Here is a 16,200-nt window from a genome sequence, read left to right as displayed (position 1 = left end):
CGCGGCTCAGGACCGGACTCGGGGAATCGGCAACTCGAAGTAGGTGGAGACTCCCTGCCGCGGATCCGTCGGAGTGTCGTAGTCCCAGATCTGCCACAGCTGGACGCGTCCGGCAGCGATGTCCTCGGCGGTCAGCGCCACCGGCTTGTCGACGACGTCCGCGGAAGCTCCGGAGGCGAGCGTCCCCACGGCCGGGTCCTGGAAGATCAGGGGGACCTCGCCGACGTTCGTGACGTGGTGGCGGAACTCCACGATCGTGCCGACCTCGACCGGTGCGCCGGGAGCGACGTGGAAGCTTCCGGTCGTCTGGACGTCGACCCCGATGTGCTCACCCGTGGTGGCGATCCGGTCCTCGGCCACCGGCGACGTGTAGGGCCCCGATGCGGTCGTACCGCTCACCGATCCGGAGACGAGGATCACGCCGGCGGCGAGGTCCTCCTCGGTGACGGTCGGACCGGCCACGACGAACTCCGTCGAACGGCCCGGCGCCAGTGCTTCGGCACCGGGACCGAGGGAGGAGACGGCGACCGAGCCCGTGTTCTCGACGTCGTAGCGCAACGAGACGGGGGTGCCGACCGGGACCGTCTCGCCCGGGTAGAGCAGAGAGTGGTCGAGCCCCGCCTTCTCGAGGTCGAACTCGGCCCGCACCAGGACGCGGAGGTGCGCCTGCCCGTCGTGCGGAGCATCCGGAGCGGGGGCTGCGGGAGCCGGGGCGACCGGAGCCGGGACCGCAGTCGGCGCGGGCGCCCCGAGCGGAGCGGGCTCCGTGTCGCCGGCCGTCGTACGGAAGGTCGGAAGGACGCGCTGAGAGACGGCAGCGCCCTCGAGGTCGATACCGGCCCGGCCGTCACGGTCGGCAGTGAGAGCCGAGCGCACGCCCAGCAGGTCCGCCTCGGGCGAGAGCGCGGAGAAGGCGTCCGAGGCAGCGGTCGTTCCGCGCTCGTCGGCGTGAGCCAGCGGGGCGGCACAGCCGATGAGCGCGGCGATGAGGACGGCGGACGCGGCAGCCGCGCGCGGACTCCGGTGGGGGCGGCGGGGTTCGGAAGGCGGTACGAGCATGAGGACTCCTTGATGACGGGGAACCGATGATTCGGGCTGCTGGAGCCTGCCTGCACATCGACCGCTCGCCCGCATCGGTGGCGGAAGCGGACGAGAAAGGCACAGAAACAGCAGTTGAGTGCTCCCTCGCCGACGCGACGGCGTTCCCTGCCGTTCAGGGCTCGGGTGGGTGGTGAGGCCGCGCCGACCGCGATGATCCGCCGGACCGGCGCCCCGGTCCTCGGAACCGCCGTGAGTCGTCGACGATCGGCCGCCGCCGTGACGGGAGGCTTCTTCGGCGGGGGGCGGACGCGGACGCGGGCGAACAGGCACAGTCGAGACGAGTGCTGCGACTCGCCGACGGAGGGATGATCGACCGTGGGAACTCCTCGAGAGTGCGCGGAAGGGGACAGCGGACGGCTTCTTGCTTCTCTCGGCGAGGACCGCCTCTCGTTGGGGACCGCGCCTCTCCGGCACGGCTCGCGCTCGGGGCGGATGCAGGCCGACGGAGGGGTTCCTGGTTCATCGTTCGGCGCCCGGCGGTCCAGAGCCCAGGCGGGCGGCTCCCCCGCACCGACGGCGACGATCCGCCGGTCGTCGACGACCACGTGGCCGCCGGGGTGCTCGGCCCCGGCGGCGTCGACGGTGGCGACGTGGGCTCCGGTGATGACGTGGCGCTGCATCCCCCGAGCACGGCAGCGCGGTGTTTCGCGGTGGTTTCCGTGGGCCGGCGCGCCCCGGGCCGGGCGGCCGCTCAGCGGGTGAAGAGGCACACCGTGAAGGGCGGAGCCTGCCAGGAGCGCGTCGGGGTGCGGACGGTCCACCGGCCCGTCACGTCACGACGCCCGCATCGAGCTCGTGCGCCGTGACCGTGCGCTCCGCCGTGCTGAAGCGTGAGGACTCTGCTGGGTCGAGGTCCTCGAAGGTCGGCCCTGCGTCGTGGAGCGGGACGTCGCCGGTGTTCACGAAGTGGTAGGCGAGAAGGACGGAGAGACACGAGGCCTCCCGGGAGACGAACGCCGGGGGCTACCGGCCGCTGGAAGGGATGGGCAGATGGAAGGTGAACGTCGGTGAGACGTACCAGCCCGTCGGTGTCCGGGGCGCCCACGCACGCGAGGAGGTCACATATCCGTGCTCGAGGTCCACCGCGTCGACGGTGCGTCCCCTGCTGACGAACTCGTAGGACCAGCCGACCTCCAGGTGCTCGTGGCCCGGACCGACGTCGTCGAGCGGGACGTTCCCGGTGTTCGTGAATCGGTAGGTGAAGACGACAGGGGTGCCGACGGTGACCGATCGACCCGGCCGGACCTCGAAGGCTCCCGTGGTCACGACGTTCAGAGCGGGGCGCTCCTCGACGGTGGTGGAGCTCGTGGCGACATCGCTCCGCACGGCCGGGGCGCGGCCCTCCGCCTGAGCGGTCGGGGCGATGCAGCTGACCAGGCCGGCGGTCAGCGCGAGGGACGCGGCGACGGCCGGAAGGCTCGTTCGCCGGAGGCGAGCGCGGGCAGGATCGGGACGGCGCGGTGACATGAGGACTCCTTGATGGTCGTGCGGAAGGGCTGAGCGAAGAGGCGGTCGGGAGGACCCGGCCGGCCGGGGCAGCGGAGCGATGACAGCATCGGACCGCGCACCGCTCCCTGTCCATTTCCTGGCAGGATCCGATCGGCCCGTCAGGATCACTGCCCGACGAGCTGCAGCGCAACGAGACGGGGGGGGGCGCCGACCGGAACCGTCTCACGTCTGCCGTCGGTCGACGCGCCGTCCGTCAGCGCGAGAGATGGATCGGCCCGGACCACTCCGCCCGGCCGATCGCCGCGGCGCCGCCGGGAGTGGACGATCGGGCGGTCGCCGACGTCGGTCCATAGTCGAGCGCCCCGGGGAGGGGGATGCTGTCGATGCTCGTCGGCGTGGTGTACGAGCCCGTCGGCGTCCGCACCGTCCACGAGCTCGACAGCGTCACGACGCCGGACCGGAGGTCGTCCGCGGTGACCACGCGGCCCGTCACGAAGGCGGTCCGGCTCTCCTGAACGTCCAGCCGGACCCGATCGGGACCGACCTCGTTCAGCGGGACGGTCCCCGTGTTCATGAACGTGTAGGCGACGGTGATCGGCGTGCCGAGCCCGACTGCTCCGTAGGGTGCGACATCGAAACGGACCCGGGTCGTCACCGTCAGCGCGGGGCCGTCGGTCACCTCCCCGGAGGCGGGGCCCGCGGCAGCACTCGATGGAGCCGGAGCGCCCGCTCTCGTCGACGGTGCCGGATCGCTGCCGCCGGTGCCCGTGACGTCGACGCTCCTCGCCGGGCCCGTCAGGGCGAAGGCGTCGACGGCCGGGCCTCCGAGAGCGGACGACACCGCGCTCGACAGTGCGGGGACCTCGACGGCTGGATCGGCGAGCGCGGCGGGCGCGAGGCACCCCGCCAGACCGGCAGTGAGCGCGAGCGCCGCGGCGACGGCCGAACGCCTCCTCCTGACGCGGCGCGAGGAAGTGGACGGGCGCGTGGGAACGGACATGGGGACTCCTTGATCATCGTGCAGACAGGGCAGGCGGCGGAGCGCGATCATGGTCGCACCGCGGCCGCTCGGACGCCGAGTCCCTGGCACGATCCGACTCCGGCGGCAGAGCTGCCGCCGTCATGGCAGCACTCGGCCCGACCCGGCAGGATGCGTGCCGCCTGTCAGCGCGAGGCGTGGATCGGCCCCGACCGCCCCGCCAGCGGCGCGCCCGACGCCCCGGCGCGCACCGCGAGCACCTCCGCGAGGATCGAGACCGCCGTCTCCTCCGGCGTCGATGCGCCGATGTCCAGGCCGATCGGCGAGTGCAGCCGGGCGAGCGACTCCTCCGCCACCCCGGCCTCGCGCAGCAGCCGCAGCCGCCGATCGTGCGTGCGCCGGGAGCCCATCGCGCCGATGTAGGCGGCCGGCAGCGTCAGCGCCGTCTCGAGCAGCGGCACGTCGAACTTCTCGTCGTGGGTGAGCACCGCGATCACCGTGCGCTCGTCCACCTCCGTCGCCTCGAGGTAGTCGGACGGCCAGTCGACCACGACCTCGTCGGCGCCCGGGAACCGCTCCGCCGTCGCGAACACCGGCCGCGCATCGCAGACCGTCACCCGGTAGCCGAGCAGCGCCCCGGCCGCGCAGAGCGCCGCGGAGAAGTCGACAGCGCCGAAGATCAGCAGGCGCGGCTTCTCGGCGCTGACGACGTAGGTCACCTCGAGCTCGACACCCTGGCAGGCGATCTCCACGGTCGCCGAGCGGCCCGAGGCCAGGCGCGCCGCCCGCTCGGCCAGGATCCGGCGCACCGTGTCCTCGTCCAGCGACGGCCCCACCACGTCCTGCGCGCGGGTCGCCCCGGTGAGCACCAGGCCGACGAGCTCGTCCGGGCCGCCGACGATCATCGCCAGCCCCGCCGGTTGCCCGGCCCGCGCGGCCCGCAGCTCGGCCAGCACGGCCCCCGAGCTCGCGTCGACGACGTGGCCGAAGACCCGCAGCTGCCCGCCGCAGGAGAGACCCGCCGCGAAGGCCGCCTCGTCGTCGAAGCCGAAGTGCTCGGAGCCGGAGCCGCCCGAGCCGAGCACCTCCTGCGCGAGCGCGTAGGCCTGGGCCTCGACGCAGCCGCCCGAGATGGAGCCGATGGCGCTGCCGGCCGCGTCGACCGCCATCGAGGAGCCGAGGGCACGCGGCGCCGAGCCGAAGACGTGCGTGACGGTGACCACGGCGACGCGCTCGCCCGCCTCGACGCGCGCGAGGAGCGGTACGGCGAGTTCGAGCACGGCGGCCTCCGACGTCGACGGGCGGGAGGGCGCGGAGCCGGGTCGTGCGGCCGGCGGGCGCTCACACGCGGGAAACATGCCGAGTATATGGTCGAACCCATGCCCGACGACTCCCCCTCGCTCGACCTCGTGATCCGCTCCTCCGCCGTCCTCACCGAGAACGGGACGCGGCCCGCCAGCGTCGCCGTCGCGGGCGGGCTCATCGTCGCCGTCGGCGACATCGACGCCCCCTGGAAGACCCTCGAGGAGGTCGTCCTCCCCGCCGGCCAGGTGCTGCTGCCGGGGATCGTCGACACCCATGTGCACGTCAACGAGCCCGGCCGCACCGAGTGGGAGGGCTTCGCCTCCGCCACCCGCGCTGCCGCCGCGGGCGGGGTCACCACGATCATCGACATGCCGCTCAACTCGATCCCGCCGACCACCACCGTCGCGGGGCTGGACGCCAAGAAGGCCGCGGCCGGGCCGCAGGCGCTCGTCGACGTCGGCTTCTGGGGCGGGGCGATCCCGGAGAACCTCGGCACCCTGCGCGAGCTGCACGACGCCGGCGTCTTCGGCTTCAAGTGCTTCCTCTCGCCCAGCGGAGTCGACGAGTTCCCGCACCTGAGCACCGAGCAGCTGTTCGCGGCGATGGCCGAGATCGCCGCGTTCGACGGCCTGCTGATCGTGCACGCCGAGGATCCGGTCGAGCTCGAGGCGAGCGCGAACAGCGGCGGCACCTCCTACGACGCCTTCGTCGACTCCCGGCCGCCCGCCTCGGAGAACTCGGCGATCGCGAGCGTGATCCAGGCCGTCCGCGAGACGGGCGGGCGGGCGCACATCCTGCACCTGTCCTCCGCCGAGGCGCTGCCGCTGCTGCGCGAGGCGAAGGCCGAGGGGCTGCGGATCACCGCGGAGACCTGCCCGCACTACCTCACCTTCGACGCCGAGACGATCCCCGATGGCGGCACGCAGTTCAAGTGCTGCCCGCCGATCCGGGACGAGCGCAACCGCGAGCTGCTCTGGAAGGGCCTGCTCGACGGCACGATCGACCTGATCGCCTCCGACCACTCCCCCGCCACCGCCGCGCTCAAGTTCGCGCACGACGGCGACTTCGGCCTCGCCTGGGGCGGCATCTCCGGGCTCGAGCTGAGCTTCCGCGCGGTCTGGACGGGCGCGCGCGAGCGCGGGATCCCGCTGGAGCAGGTCGTCGCCTGGATGTCGACGGCGACGGCCGCCTTCGCCGGGCTCGGGCAGAAGGGGCTCCTGCGGGCCGGAGCGGACGCCGACCTGGTCGCGTTCGAGCCGGAGGCGGCGTCGCCGGTGGACGTCGACGCGCTCTCGCACAAGAACAAGGTCTCCGCCTACGACGGCCGCGTGCTGCGGGGCGCCGTCGCGGCGACCTGGGTCGGCGGAGTCCGGGTCACGGGCGGCACCTCGGCGCCGGTCGGCCGGCTGCTCGAGCGGCCCTGAGCCGTCACCGACAGCGGAGTCGGAGCGACGGGGCCGGGCCGCGTGTTCCGGTCACGTTTCCGCCGTGTGAACTCCCGCGGTTCCGGGCGCGGTTCCGGGCGGATCGCACAAGACTCGGGTGACGCGGGCGCCGGACGCTGAGCACTCCGCCGGTGCGACGGGCTCGCCGCGCGCGGCATCCTGGCAGACGGGCACCGCTCGGCCGCGCGACCGCGGCCCCCGCGGAGCCCCACGAACCACCGAACGCGAACAGGAGCGGACATGTCGATCATCCTCGGAGACCACCAGTACGGGAAGGCCGAGAACCGCGTCGTCCGGATCTATCGCGACAGCCCCCGGCACGAGATCCACGACGTGAACGTCTCGACCGCCCTGCGCGGCGACTTCGCGGCCGCGCACCTGACCGGCGACCAGTCCGCGGTCCTGCCCACGGACACCCAGAAGCAGACCGCCTACTCCTTCGCGAAGGAGAAGGGGCTGCGCTCGATCGAGGCGTACGGCCTCGAGCTGGCCCGGCACTTCGTCGACGGCACCGAGACGGTGCACGGCGCGCGGATCGAGATCGAGGAGTTCGCCTGGGAGCGCGTCCTGGTCGACGGCGCCCAGCACGACCACACCTGGGTACGCAAGGGCCAGGAGGTGCGCATCGCCTCCGTCACCGTCGAGGGCACCGGCGACGCGCAGCAGGTCTGGATCACCGGCGGCTTCAAGGACCTGACGATCCTCAAGTCCACCGGCTCGGAGTTCCACGGCTTCCTCACCGACCCTTACACGGTGCTCCCACCCACCCGGGACCGCGTGATGGCGACCTCGCTGGTCGCGAAGTGGCGCTTCGCCCTCAGCGACGAGGAGATCGCCGCGAGCGACTGGGAGGCCGTCTACGCCGGAGTGAAGGCGCTGATGATCAGCCGCTTCGCCACCGTGCACTCGCTCGCCCTGCAGCAGACGCTCTTCGAGATGGGCAAGGCGGTGCTGGAGGAGTTCCCGCAGATCGTCGAGGTGCGCCTCTCGGCCCCGAACAAGCACCACTTCCTCTACGACCTCTCGCCCTTCGGTGTGGAGAACGACAACGAGGTCTACCACGCCGCCGACCGGCCCTACGGGCTGATCCAGGCCGCCGTCACCCGCGACGACGCGCCGGACGCCGGGCCCGCCTGGTACGCGTACTCGGGACTGGTGTGAGCGGAGGGTCCGGTCCGGGCGCCGGCGCGCGCGGCGTGCACCGCGGCCACGTCCTGCACGTGGCCGGCCGGCCCACCGTCGAGACGGCCGCGGACGCGCTGGTGTCGATCCCGGACGGCGCGCTCGTCGTCGGCGACGGCGGGACGATCCTCTGGGTCGGACCGCACGCCGCACTCCCCCGCGAGTACGCGGACTGGCCGGTCACCGGCGACGCGGGCGCGTTCCTCCTGCCGGGCTTCGTCGACACGCACCTGCACTTCCCGCAGACGTACTCGACCGACGCGTTCGGCGGCGGGCAGCTGCTGGAGTGGCTCGACACCGCGATCTTCCCGGCGGAGTCGCGGCTGGCCGACGAGGAGTTCGCCGGCCGCATCGCGCGGGCCTTCACCCGCCGCCGGGTGAGCGCCGGGACGACCGCGGCGATGGTCTTCGGCTCGGCGTTCCCGCACGCGCAGGACGCGCTGTTCGAGCGTAGTGTCGAGGCGGGGCTGCGCACGGTGTCCGGTCGCGGACTGCAGACGGTCGGGCCGCCGTCGGCCGCGGCGCTGCTGACCGGCGAGGACGAGGCGCTCGCGCTCGTCGCCGAGGAGATCGACCGCTGGCACGCGGTCGACACCGGCGACCCCTCGACGGCGCTGCAGCAGGTCGCGATCGTGCCGCGCTTCTCGCTGTCGGTGACGCCGACGACGCTCGCCGGGCTCGGCGAGCTCTACGACGGCGTCCGCGACCGCGGCGTGTACGTGCACAGCCACCTCAACGAGAACGACCGGCCGGGCGACGGCGAGATCGCGGCGGTCCGCGCGAGCTTCGGCACCCGCAGCTACCTGGACACCTACGACGGGCTGTTCCTGCCCGGCTCGCGGCGCGGCGGTTCCTCGCTGCTCGGCCGGCGGACGATCCTCGCGCACGCCGTGCACTGCCAGGACGCGGAGCTGCACCGGATGGCCGCGACCGGCACCTCGATCGCGCACTGCCCGACCTCGCAGCAGTTCCTCGGCTCGGGGACGATGCCGTGGCGGCGCACCGCCGCGGCGGGCGTGACGATCGCGCTCGGCAGCGACATCGGCGCCGGCGACGAGTGGCTGCTCGCGCGGGTGGCCAACGACGCCTTCAAGGTGCACCTGTCGGAGGAGGGCGACGCGTCGATCGCGCTGCACCCGGCCCAGCTGCTCTTCACCACGACGCTGGCCGGTGCCCGTGCGCTGGACATGGAGGAGCGCTTCGGCAACTTCGACCTCGGCAAGGACGCGGACTTCCTCCGCATCGAGCCCGACCGCTGGGAGCCGCTCGCGGAGGTGCTCGCCCTCGGCGTCCGCGCCGACGACCCGGAGGAGGCGACGGCCCAGCTGCTGTTCACCCTGCTCCTGGGCCTGCGCGAGCCCGCGATCGACGCCGTCCACGTGCAGGGCCGCCGCGTCACGGCCCCGTCGCTGTAGCCCCGGAGGGGGTGCTTCTTGGTGGTCGAGTAGCCCCGAAGGGGCGTGTCGAGATCCACCCGTCCTCACGATGGGTGGATCTCGATACGCGCGCTGCGCGCGCTACTCGATCAACATGGATGCGCCCACGCCCACACAGGTCGACCAAACCCCACAAGGCTCAGCCCCGATGGCGGAACAGCCCCGCAGGGTCCGATCCATGCTGGTTGCACTTCCAGGCAGGGCCCGCCTTCATGCTGGTCGAGTAGCCCCGCCAGGGGCGTATCGAGACCTACGCGTCCGAACGGTGCGCGGATCTCGATACGCGCGCTTCGCGCCCTACTCGATCAGCATGAGCAGGGACGCTCAGCGCAGCCGCAGCGCCAGGAAGAGGTCGGCGCGGTCCGACGTGTTCGAGAGGTCGCGCTGGGTCAGCTCCTCGACGCGGGCGATGCGGTAGCGGACCGTGTTGAGGTGCAGGTGGGTCTGCTCGGCCGCGCGCACCCAGGAGCCGCCGCAGTCGAGGAACGCCGAGAGGGTCGCCACCAGCTGCGAGTTGTAGCGCGCGTCGTGCTCGATCAGCCGGCCGAGCACCAGCTCGACGAACACCGTGCGCAGGTGATCGGGAACCGCGCTCAGCAGCTGCACCGCCGAGGTCACCTCGCCCGCCGTCCCGATCCGCACCGGCGACGCGTCGCCCGGCGCCGACGGCAGCCGCAGCGCGTAGCGCGCCGACCGCAGCGCCCCACCGAGCGCGGCCAGCGGACTCGGCGCGCTCACTCCGACCCGCAGCACCGCTCCGTCGAGCGCCGCTCCGGCCCGGCGCAGCGCCGCGGTCACGACGGCCAGGGCCTCGTCGTCCGCCACCGGGACCAGCGCCACCGCACCGTCGGCATCGCGCCCCACCACGGCCCGGCCCAGGTGCGCCACCGCATCCGTGAGCACCGAGCGCGCGAGCTCGCCGTCGCCGTCCACCGCGGCCGCCAGCACCGCGAAGCGCTCGACGCCGCCGAGGCCCAGCTGGCGGAGGTAGACCACCGTCTCGGGCTGCTCGCTGTCCTCCTCGATCAGCTCGAGCAGCCGGTCGGCGAGCGCCGCGTCGGCGAGCATTGCCGCCTCGCGCTGCAGGCGGTAGAGCCCGATCACGCCGGTCAGCTCGGTGATCGCGTCGAGCAGCGAGGGGTGCCACTCGTTCCAGTCGCCGGCGACGACGACGAACCACGAGGCGGCGCGGTGCTCCTCCGCTCCCGCGACGGCGAGGATCGACAGCACACCTCCGTGCGCGTCCGGCACCGTCACCGGGGTGCGGCGCGCGGTCAGCGCGGCATGCACGACGCGGTCGACCTCGTCGCTGCTCAGCGGGTCCGCGGTCGCGGCGGCCGAGCGCCCGGTCGCGGTCAGCACCCGCACCGGCCGCCCCAGCTCGGTCGAGGTGCGGGCGATCAGCTCGTCGAGCAGCTGCCCGCGGTAGACCTCGGTCAGCAGCTGCCGCTGGCGCGCGAGCCCGGCGGTCAGCCGCGCGACCCGATCGCCCGCCAGCGCATTGGAGAGGTGCGCGGTGATCGAGGCGAAGGACACGTCGGCCGGCACGGCGAACAGCGCGACCCCGTGCGCGCGGCAGGCCGCGACCAGATCGTCGGGCACGAAGCCCAGGAGCCCCTCGCCGGCCAGCAGCGCGACGGCGCCGGAGGAGGCGACCGCGGCCACGAAGGTCTCGCTGTCCTCGGCCGTGCGCCGCCACATCATGCCGGTGAGCACGAGCTGATCGCGCGCCAGGTAGCGGCGCGGGTCGAGCAGATCGGTGGTGAAGGTCCAGTTCACCTCGCGCGCGAGCGCCTCCTCGGTGGTGTGCACGGCGCGGATCCGCAGCGTCGGTGCGTCGAGGAGCTCCCGGAGCTGCACGCTCAGCTCCCCCGGTAGGTCGAGTAGGCGAACGGGCTGAGCAGCAGCGGGATGTGGAAGTGCGCGGCCGTGTCCTCGAGGCGGAACGCGACGACGACCTCGGGGTAGAACGACTCGGTGCCCGAGCGCTCGAAGTACGCGGCGGTGTCGAAGACGACGCGGTAGATCCCCGCGGGCAGCTCGGCAGGGCCGAACTCGGCCACGCGGCCGTCGGCGTCCGTCCGCGCGCTCGCGACCGGCTCCCAGCCGGATCCTCGTCGCGCCTCGAGCGCGACCGGCACGTCCTGCGCCGGCCGGCCGAGCACGGCGTCGAGCACGTGCGTCGTGACGTGGCTGCGGTGCGCGCTCATCGACCCGCCTCCACGACGGCGCCGGTCTCCGGGCCGAGCGCCCGCACCCGCAGCACCGTGATCTCGCGCAGCTGGTCGGCGACGATCCCGCGCTCGGTCTCCTCGTCGAGGGCGAGCCGGCGCTCCAGCTCGGCGACGATCTCCGATCGGTCGCGTCCGGCTGCGCGGATGAGGAACACCCGCCCGAACCGCTCCTCGTAGGCCCGGTTGCCGGCCAGCAGCCGCTCGGCCAGCGCCTCGTCCGGCGAGAGGCTCGACGCCTGCTCGGCGGCGGAGAAGTCGGAGGAGCGTCCGGTCCCCGCGTGCTTCTCGCCGATCCGGGGGTGGTCGGCCAGCGCCGCCTCCACCTCGTCGGCGGTCAGCGTGCGCGCGCTCGCGTCGGCCGCGTCGGCGAGGGCCTCGGTCGAGGCGTAGGGCGCGCCGGCGGCGACCTCGTCGGCCCAGCGCGGGACGGCGAGGCACGCCAGCAGCGCGTCGCGGAGGATGGTGGGGTCGGTCATGCGGTCTCCTCGTCGGGCCGGGCGTACGGCACGATGGTCGGATGGACGTGGTGGGGGTGGTGCTCGCCGCGGGCGCCGGCCACCGGGCGGGCGGGCCGAAGGCGCTGCGGGTCGATGCGGAGGGCGTGAGCTGGGTCGAGCGCGCGGTGGCGCGCCTCGAGACCGCGGGCTGCGGGAGCGTGCTCGTGGTGCTCGGCGCCGGGGCCGAGGAGGCGCGGCCCCTGGTCCCGGAGCGCGCCGGCGTCGTCGTCGCGGAGGACTGGGCCGAGGGACTGTCGGCCTCCCTGCGCACCGGGCTGCGGGCCGCGCACGGCGACGCCGCCCTGGTGACGCTCGTCGATCTGCCGGACGAACCCGCCGCGGTCGGCGAGCGCGTCCTCCGCGACTCCCCCGTCGGTCCGTCGGTGCTCGCCCGCGCGACCTACCGCGGTCGCCCCGGCCACCCGGTGCTCCTGGGCAGCCCGCACTGGCGTCCGCTCGCGGCGACGCTCTCCGGCGACTCCGGCGCCCGCGACTACCTCGCGCAGCACGGAGCGCTCGCGGTGGAGTGCGGCGACCTCTTCTCCGGAGCCGACCACGACGGTCCGGACTGACGCGGTCATCCGAGCCCGCTCTCGTCGAGCGCGTCGCGCAGGGCGCGCCAGGCGAGCATCGCGCAGACCGAGCGCACCGGGTTCGCGGCGACCAGCAGCAGCGCCGCCTCGTCGCCGAGCGGCTCCCCCGCGACCGACTCCACGGCGCGTCCGGACACCGCGTCGTGCGCGGCCATGGCGTCGAGGAAGGCGGTGACGCGCCCGCGGGCAGTGACCGCGTCGAGCCCGTCGAGCTCGTCCGCGAGCAGCGACGCAGAGCCCTGCGACACCTCGCAGCCGCGCCCGCTCCAGCTGATCGACAGCGCAGCGGCGTGCCCCGCGACCCGGACCTCGATCCGGTCGCCGCAGGTCGGCGTGAGCAGCTCGGCGCGGCCGAGCACCTCCACCGGCAGCGTCTCGTCCCGCCCGACAGGGTGCCGGGCGTGCGCCCGGATCAGCTCGGCCGCCTCGGCGCTCACGGCCGCTCCTCCAACTCCGCCAGCTCGGCGTACAGCGTGCTGATGCCCGCGATGCGCTCGCGCGACTCCCGCGGCACGGCGCCGAGCACTCCGGCGGCCAGCACGGCGACCGCGCTCATCGCCGCGGCGTAGCTGTCGAAGGCCGCCTCGCTGTCGACGGGGCACTCCAGCCAGACGGCGCAGCGATCCGCGAAGCGCCGTGCGTGAGTGTCGGCGAGCAGCACGACGGGCACCCCGTGCGCGGCCAGCACCTCGACGACGGCTGCGAAGGAGGCGGGCCGCCGCCGGAAGCCGACCAGCACCACCGCGTCCTCCGCGCCGAGCCCGGCGATCTCCTCGCCGAGCGACTGCCCAGGCTGCGGCGCGATCCGCACCCGGGCGCGCGCCTGGGCGAGCTGCTGGCGCAGGTGCAGCGCGACCGGGTAGCTGTTGCGCAGGCCGATCACGACGACCTCGCGGGCGCCCGAGAGCAGTCGGACGGACTCCTCGAGCCGCCCGTCGGCAAAGGTCGTCGCGAGCCGGCGGAGGTTCGCGTGCTCGCTCTCGAGGTGCGCGGCCAGCGCGTCGGCAGGGGCACCGGCCGAGGCCGGACCGACCGGCACACCGGAGCTGCGCAGCGCACGCGCGTGCTCGCGCACCTCCTGCGAGTTGGAGAAGCCCAGCCGGCGGAAGAGCCGCGAGACCGTGGCCTTCGACACTCCGCTGTGCTGCGCGAGCTCGGTGGCGGTGTAGCTGGCGAGGTCGCCGAGGTGGTCGAGGATGAAGTCGGCCGCGCGCTGCTCCTGCCGCGACAGCGAGGCGTAGCCCGCGTCGATCCGGTGGCCGATGCTCGGTGCGGAGGTCTCGGCGCGGTGCTCGGCGATCGGCGCCGAGGCGGTCACACCCGTCCTGCCCGCGCCTCGGCGAACGCGTGCACCGCCGCCTCGAAGGCGTCCAGCGCGGTCGCGACGTCGGCCTCGGTCACGTTCTCCTCGGGGTGGTGGCTGACGCCGCCCTCGCAGCGGACGAAGAGCATCGCGTACTCGGTGAGGTCGGCGATCGCCATCGCGTCGTGCCCGGCCTTCGAGAACAGCACCATCGGCTCCTCGTCGCCGGTCGCGCGGATGCCGGTGCGGACGACGTCCTGCAGCCAGTCGGCCGCGACGACGGCGGGCGCCCCGTGCGTCTCCTCGACGGTCAGCGCGAGCCGGCGGCGGCGGGCCGTCTCCGACATCGCGTGCTCGATCCCGTCCCAGACGGTGTCGCGGACGTCGTCGAACTCGGCCCGCAGGTCGAGCGAGAACTCCACCCGGCCGGGGATGACGTTGACCGCGCCCGGGAACGCCTCCAGGCGGCCGACGGTGGCGATCGCGCCGTGCTCGCGGGCGATGCGCTCGACGGCGAGCACGGCCTCGGCGGCCCCGGTCAGCGCGTCGCGGCGGCGGTCGAACGGCACGCCGCCCGCGTGCCCCGCCTTGCCGGTGAGGGTGAGCGCGAAGCGGCGGGCCCCGGCGATGGAGGAGACGACGCCGAGGGCGCGGTCCGCCTCCTCCAGGTACGGGCCCTGCTCGATGTGCGTCTCGAGGTAGGCGAGGACGTCGGCGGCGTCGCGCGCCGCCGTCGAGATGCGCGAGGGGTCGAGACCGAACTCGTGGAACGCCTCGACGAGGGTCGTGCCGTGCGCGTCCTCCAGCTCCCACCAGTGCTCGTCCCAGGTGCCGGCGACCGCGCGGGAGCCGAGCAGGGCCGTGCCGAAGCGGGTGCCCTCCTCGTCGCCGAACGCGACGACCTCGACGGCGAACGGCAGGCGCGTGCCCGCGGCGTTCAGACGGGAGACGACGGCGATCGCGAGCATCACGCCGAGGATCCCGTCGTAGCGCCCCGCGTCGGGCACCGTGTCCAGGTGCGAGCCCAGCAGCAGTGCGGGCAGTCCGGGCGTCGCGCCCTCGTAGCGGCCGCACTGGTTGCCGGCCGCGTCCTGCCAGGTGCGCATTCCGGCGTCCTCCATCCAGCGCGCGGCCATCGCGTTGACGCGGGCGTGCTCCGGAGAGAGGTAGACGCGCTCGATCGCGCCGCGGGCGCTCGACACCGCGGCGAGCTCGTCGCAGCGCGCCATGATCGCGGCGGCGTCGACGACGCTCACGCCGCGCCTCCCCGTGCGGAGTCGTAGACGCCGTACGCGCCGGCGACGCCGCCGCCCGGAGCGACGGACGCGCCCGCGCGGCGCAGGACCGCCTCGAGCGCGGCGAGGGTCGTCAGAACCGTGTCCTGGCGGGCGTTGTAGCCCATGGTGCCGATCCGCCAGACCTTGCCGTGCAGCGGCCCGAAGGAGGTGCCGATCTCGATGCCGAAGTCCTCCAGCATCGCGCCGCGCACCGCGTCGCCGTTCACGCCGTCCGGGATGTGCACCGCGACGACGTTGTTCATCTTGTGCGCGAGGTCGCCGAAGACGCGGAGGCCGAGCCCCTGGACGCCGGCGAGCATCGCCGCACCGTGCAGCTCGTGCCGCGCGATGGTGCTGACGAGGCCCTCCTCGACGATCAGCCGGGCGCACTCGCGCGCGCCGTAGAGCATCGTCGTGGCCTCGGTGTGGTGGTTGAGCCGGCGCGGACCCCAGTAGTCGAAGACCATGCCGAGGTCGAAGTAGTTGGACCGGACGGGGTGCGCGCTGACCGCGTCGCCCTCGTCGCGGATCCCGGCCTCGATGCTCTTGCGCGCTTCGATCACGGCGACGGCGCGCTCGGAGAAGGTGACGGGAGCGGAGCCGGAGGGCCCGCCGAGGCACTTCTGCAGGCCGGCCGAGACGGCGTCGAGGCCGAGCTCGTCGGCGCCGAACGCGTTGCCCGCGAGCGACGCGGTGACGTCGGTGTAGAACAGCACGCCGTACTTCTCGCAGACCGCGCCGAGCTCCTCGAGCGGCTGCGCCATCGTCGTCGAGGTGTCGCCGTGCACGACCGCGAGCACCTTCGGGCGCACGCGCTCGATCGCCTCGGTGATGACCGAGACCGGGAACACCTGGCCCCACTCCGCCTCGATCACGTGCACCTCCGCGCCGCAGCGCTCGGCGATCTCGCGGAGCAGGTGGCCGAAGCGGCCGAAGACGGGCACGAGCACCTTGTCGCCCGGCTCGAGCATCGAGACGAGCGCGGCCTCGATGCCGGCGCGGCTGGTGCCGTCGACGAGCATCGTCTTCTCGTTCGAGGTGGCGAAGACGCGGCGGTAGAGCTCCTGCGTCTCGTTCATCATCGAGGTCATGAACGGGTCGTACTGGCCCACCAGCTGCGCGGACATCGCGCGGAGGACCCGCGGGTCGGCGTTGATCGGGCCGGGGCCCATCAGCAGCCGGGGCGGCGGGTCGATGGGGAGGAACGTCGAGATCGCGGGCGCGGTCGGAATGGGAGCCACCTTCTTCGCAGTCGGACGTGCAGAGAAAAACCTGTTTCAGCTCCCGAGCCTACTGCAACAGACGTTTCGCCGATGTTTCGGCGCGCGAGGGTCCACCGGGAAGAGACGCCCGCAGCCTTTGCTGGTCGAGTAGCCCCGCAGGGGCGTATCGAGACCCG

Annotated in this window: 16 protein-coding genes; 4 read left to right on the top strand and 12 right to left on the bottom strand. The window is 73.8% G+C overall.

Going from position 1 to position 16,200, the window contains the following annotated elements:
- Positions 1 to 6: 6 nt before the first annotated feature.
- The 5 genes from EDF17_RS06350 to EDF17_RS06335 form a co-directional block, all read right to left on the bottom strand.
- Positions 7 to 1,059 carry a hypothetical protein gene (locus tag EDF17_RS06350; RefSeq protein ID WP_123445695.1) on the bottom strand — a complete coding sequence of 351 codons (1,053 nt, stop codon included), beginning with the start codon at positions 1,057 to 1,059 and terminating at the stop codon, positions 7 to 9.
- Between the two features lie 810 nt (positions 1,060 to 1,869).
- Positions 1,870 to 2,004, bottom strand: coding sequence for a hypothetical protein (locus tag EDF17_RS20450; protein WP_260321494.1), 135 nt, complete (start codon positions 2,002 to 2,004; stop codon positions 1,870 to 1,872).
- Positions 2,005 to 2,064: 60 nt separating this feature from the next.
- Positions 2,065 to 2,568, bottom strand: coding sequence for a hypothetical protein (locus EDF17_RS06345; protein ID WP_123445694.1), 504 nt, complete (start codon positions 2,566 to 2,568; stop codon positions 2,065 to 2,067).
- A 235-nt stretch (positions 2,569 to 2,803) separates the two neighbouring features.
- On the bottom strand, positions 2,804 to 3,550 hold the full coding sequence (locus tag EDF17_RS06340) for a hypothetical protein (RefSeq protein WP_133671922.1): 747 nt from the start codon (positions 3,548 to 3,550) through the stop codon (positions 2,804 to 2,806).
- A 164-nt stretch (positions 3,551 to 3,714) separates the two neighbouring features.
- A complete protein-coding gene (locus EDF17_RS06335; RefSeq protein WP_123445692.1) occupies positions 3,715 to 4,809 on the bottom strand; it encodes an XdhC/CoxI family protein in 1,095 nt (364 codons plus the stop codon).
- A gap of 99 nt (positions 4,810 to 4,908) precedes the next feature.
- On the opposite strand from EDF17_RS06335, the gene allB reads away from it, so the two are divergent.
- The 3 genes from allB (at position 4,909) to EDF17_RS06320 (ending at position 8,876) form a co-directional block, all read left to right on the top strand.
- On the top strand, positions 4,909 to 6,258 hold the full coding sequence (allB, locus tag EDF17_RS06330) for an allantoinase AllB (protein WP_123445691.1): 1,350 nt from the start codon (positions 4,909 to 4,911) through the stop codon (positions 6,256 to 6,258).
- 261 nt (positions 6,259 to 6,519) lie between these two features.
- A complete protein-coding gene (gene pucL, locus EDF17_RS06325; protein ID WP_123445690.1) occupies positions 6,520 to 7,440 on the top strand; it encodes a factor-independent urate hydroxylase in 921 nt (306 codons plus the stop codon).
- Positions 7,437 to 8,876 carry an amidohydrolase family protein gene (locus EDF17_RS06320; protein ID WP_185019955.1) on the top strand — a complete coding sequence of 480 codons (1,440 nt, stop codon included), beginning with the start codon at positions 7,437 to 7,439 and terminating at the stop codon, positions 8,874 to 8,876. The genes pucL and EDF17_RS06320 overlap by 4 nt, the downstream gene beginning before the upstream one ends.
- Before the next feature lie 345 nt (positions 8,877 to 9,221).
- Here EDF17_RS06320 and EDF17_RS06315 read toward each other — a convergent pair whose 3' ends face one another.
- From EDF17_RS06315 to uraD, 3 genes are read right to left on the bottom strand one after another with little or no spacing between them, the layout of a single operon-like run.
- On the bottom strand, positions 9,222 to 10,757 hold the full coding sequence (locus EDF17_RS06315) for a helix-turn-helix domain-containing protein (protein ID WP_123445689.1): 1,536 nt from the start codon (positions 10,755 to 10,757) through the stop codon (positions 9,222 to 9,224).
- Positions 10,758 to 10,759: 2 nt separating this feature from the next.
- The gene (uraH, locus tag EDF17_RS06310; protein ID WP_123445688.1) at positions 10,760 to 11,107 is read right to left on the bottom strand and encodes a hydroxyisourate hydrolase; all 348 of its coding nucleotides are present in this window, start codon (positions 11,105 to 11,107) and stop codon (positions 10,760 to 10,762) included.
- The gene (gene uraD, locus EDF17_RS06305; protein WP_123445687.1) at positions 11,104 to 11,607 is read right to left on the bottom strand and encodes a 2-oxo-4-hydroxy-4-carboxy-5-ureidoimidazoline decarboxylase; all 504 of its coding nucleotides are present in this window, start codon (positions 11,605 to 11,607) and stop codon (positions 11,104 to 11,106) included. The genes uraH and uraD overlap by 4 nt, the downstream gene beginning before the upstream one ends.
- A gap of 41 nt (positions 11,608 to 11,648) precedes the next feature.
- Between uraD and EDF17_RS06300 the strand changes: the two genes are divergently transcribed.
- Positions 11,649 to 12,200 carry an NTP transferase domain-containing protein gene (locus EDF17_RS06300; RefSeq protein WP_123445686.1) on the top strand — a complete coding sequence of 184 codons (552 nt, stop codon included), beginning with the start codon at positions 11,649 to 11,651 and terminating at the stop codon, positions 12,198 to 12,200.
- Between the two features lie 5 nt (positions 12,201 to 12,205).
- Here EDF17_RS06300 and EDF17_RS06295 read toward each other — a convergent pair whose 3' ends face one another.
- From EDF17_RS06295 to EDF17_RS06280, 4 genes are read right to left on the bottom strand one after another with little or no spacing between them, the layout of a single operon-like run.
- Positions 12,206 to 12,658, bottom strand: a complete 453-nt coding sequence (locus EDF17_RS06295) for an iron-sulfur cluster assembly scaffold protein (protein WP_123445685.1) — start codon at positions 12,656 to 12,658, stop codon at positions 12,206 to 12,208.
- A complete protein-coding gene (locus tag EDF17_RS06290) occupies positions 12,655 to 13,539 on the bottom strand; it encodes a MurR/RpiR family transcriptional regulator (protein WP_243732807.1) in 885 nt (294 codons plus the stop codon). The genes EDF17_RS06295 and EDF17_RS06290 overlap by 4 nt, the downstream gene beginning before the upstream one ends.
- Entirely contained in the window at positions 13,536 to 14,780 is a 1,245-nt protein-coding gene (locus tag EDF17_RS06285) for an allantoate amidohydrolase (RefSeq protein WP_243732806.1), read from the bottom strand. The genes EDF17_RS06290 and EDF17_RS06285 overlap by 4 nt, the downstream gene beginning before the upstream one ends.
- Complete coding sequence (locus tag EDF17_RS06280) at positions 14,777 to 15,973, bottom strand: alanine--glyoxylate aminotransferase family protein (protein WP_123446005.1); 1,197 nt, start codon at positions 15,971 to 15,973, stop codon at positions 14,777 to 14,779. Before EDF17_RS06280 ends, EDF17_RS06285 begins: the two co-directional genes overlap by 4 nt.
- Positions 15,974 to 16,200: the final 227 nt, after the last annotated feature.

The sequence above is a fragment of the Rathayibacter sp. PhB1 genome, from assembly GCF_004362935.1.
GTDB classification, from domain to species: domain Bacteria; phylum Actinomycetota; class Actinomycetes; order Actinomycetales; family Microbacteriaceae; genus Rathayibacter; species Rathayibacter festucae.
This window is presented reverse-complemented; position numbering and strand designations above follow the sequence as displayed.

What these genes read in the sequence shown, in the direction of transcription:
- EDF17_RS06350 (WP_123445695.1), bottom strand. Translation starts at nt 1,059, where the DNA reads ATGCTCGTACCGCCTTCCGAACCCCGCCGCCCCCACCGGAGTCCGCGC.
- EDF17_RS06345 (WP_123445694.1), bottom strand. Translation starts at nt 2,568, where the DNA reads ATGTCACCGCGCCGTCCCGATCCTGCCCGCGCTCGCCTCCGGCGAACG.
- EDF17_RS06340 (WP_133671922.1), bottom strand. Translation starts at nt 3,550, where the DNA reads ATGTCCGTTCCCACGCGCCCGTCCACTTCCTCGCGCCGCGTCAGGAGG.
- allB (WP_123445691.1), top strand. Translation starts at nt 4,909, where the DNA reads ATGCCCGACGACTCCCCCTCGCTCGACCTCGTGATCCGCTCCTCCGCC.
- pucL (WP_123445690.1), top strand. Translation starts at nt 6,520, where the DNA reads ATGTCGATCATCCTCGGAGACCACCAGTACGGGAAGGCCGAGAACCGC.
- uraH (WP_123445688.1), bottom strand. Translation starts at nt 11,107, where the DNA reads ATGAGCGCGCACCGCAGCCACGTCACGACGCACGTGCTCGACGCCGTG.
- uraD (WP_123445687.1), bottom strand. Translation starts at nt 11,607, where the DNA reads ATGACCGACCCCACCATCCTCCGCGACGCGCTGCTGGCGTGCCTCGCC.
- EDF17_RS06300 (WP_123445686.1), top strand. Translation starts at nt 11,649, where the DNA reads ATGGACGTGGTGGGGGTGGTGCTCGCCGCGGGCGCCGGCCACCGGGCG.
- EDF17_RS06280 (WP_123446005.1), bottom strand. Translation starts at nt 15,973, where the DNA reads ATGGGCCCCGGCCCGATCAACGCCGACCCGCGGGTCCTCCGCGCGATG.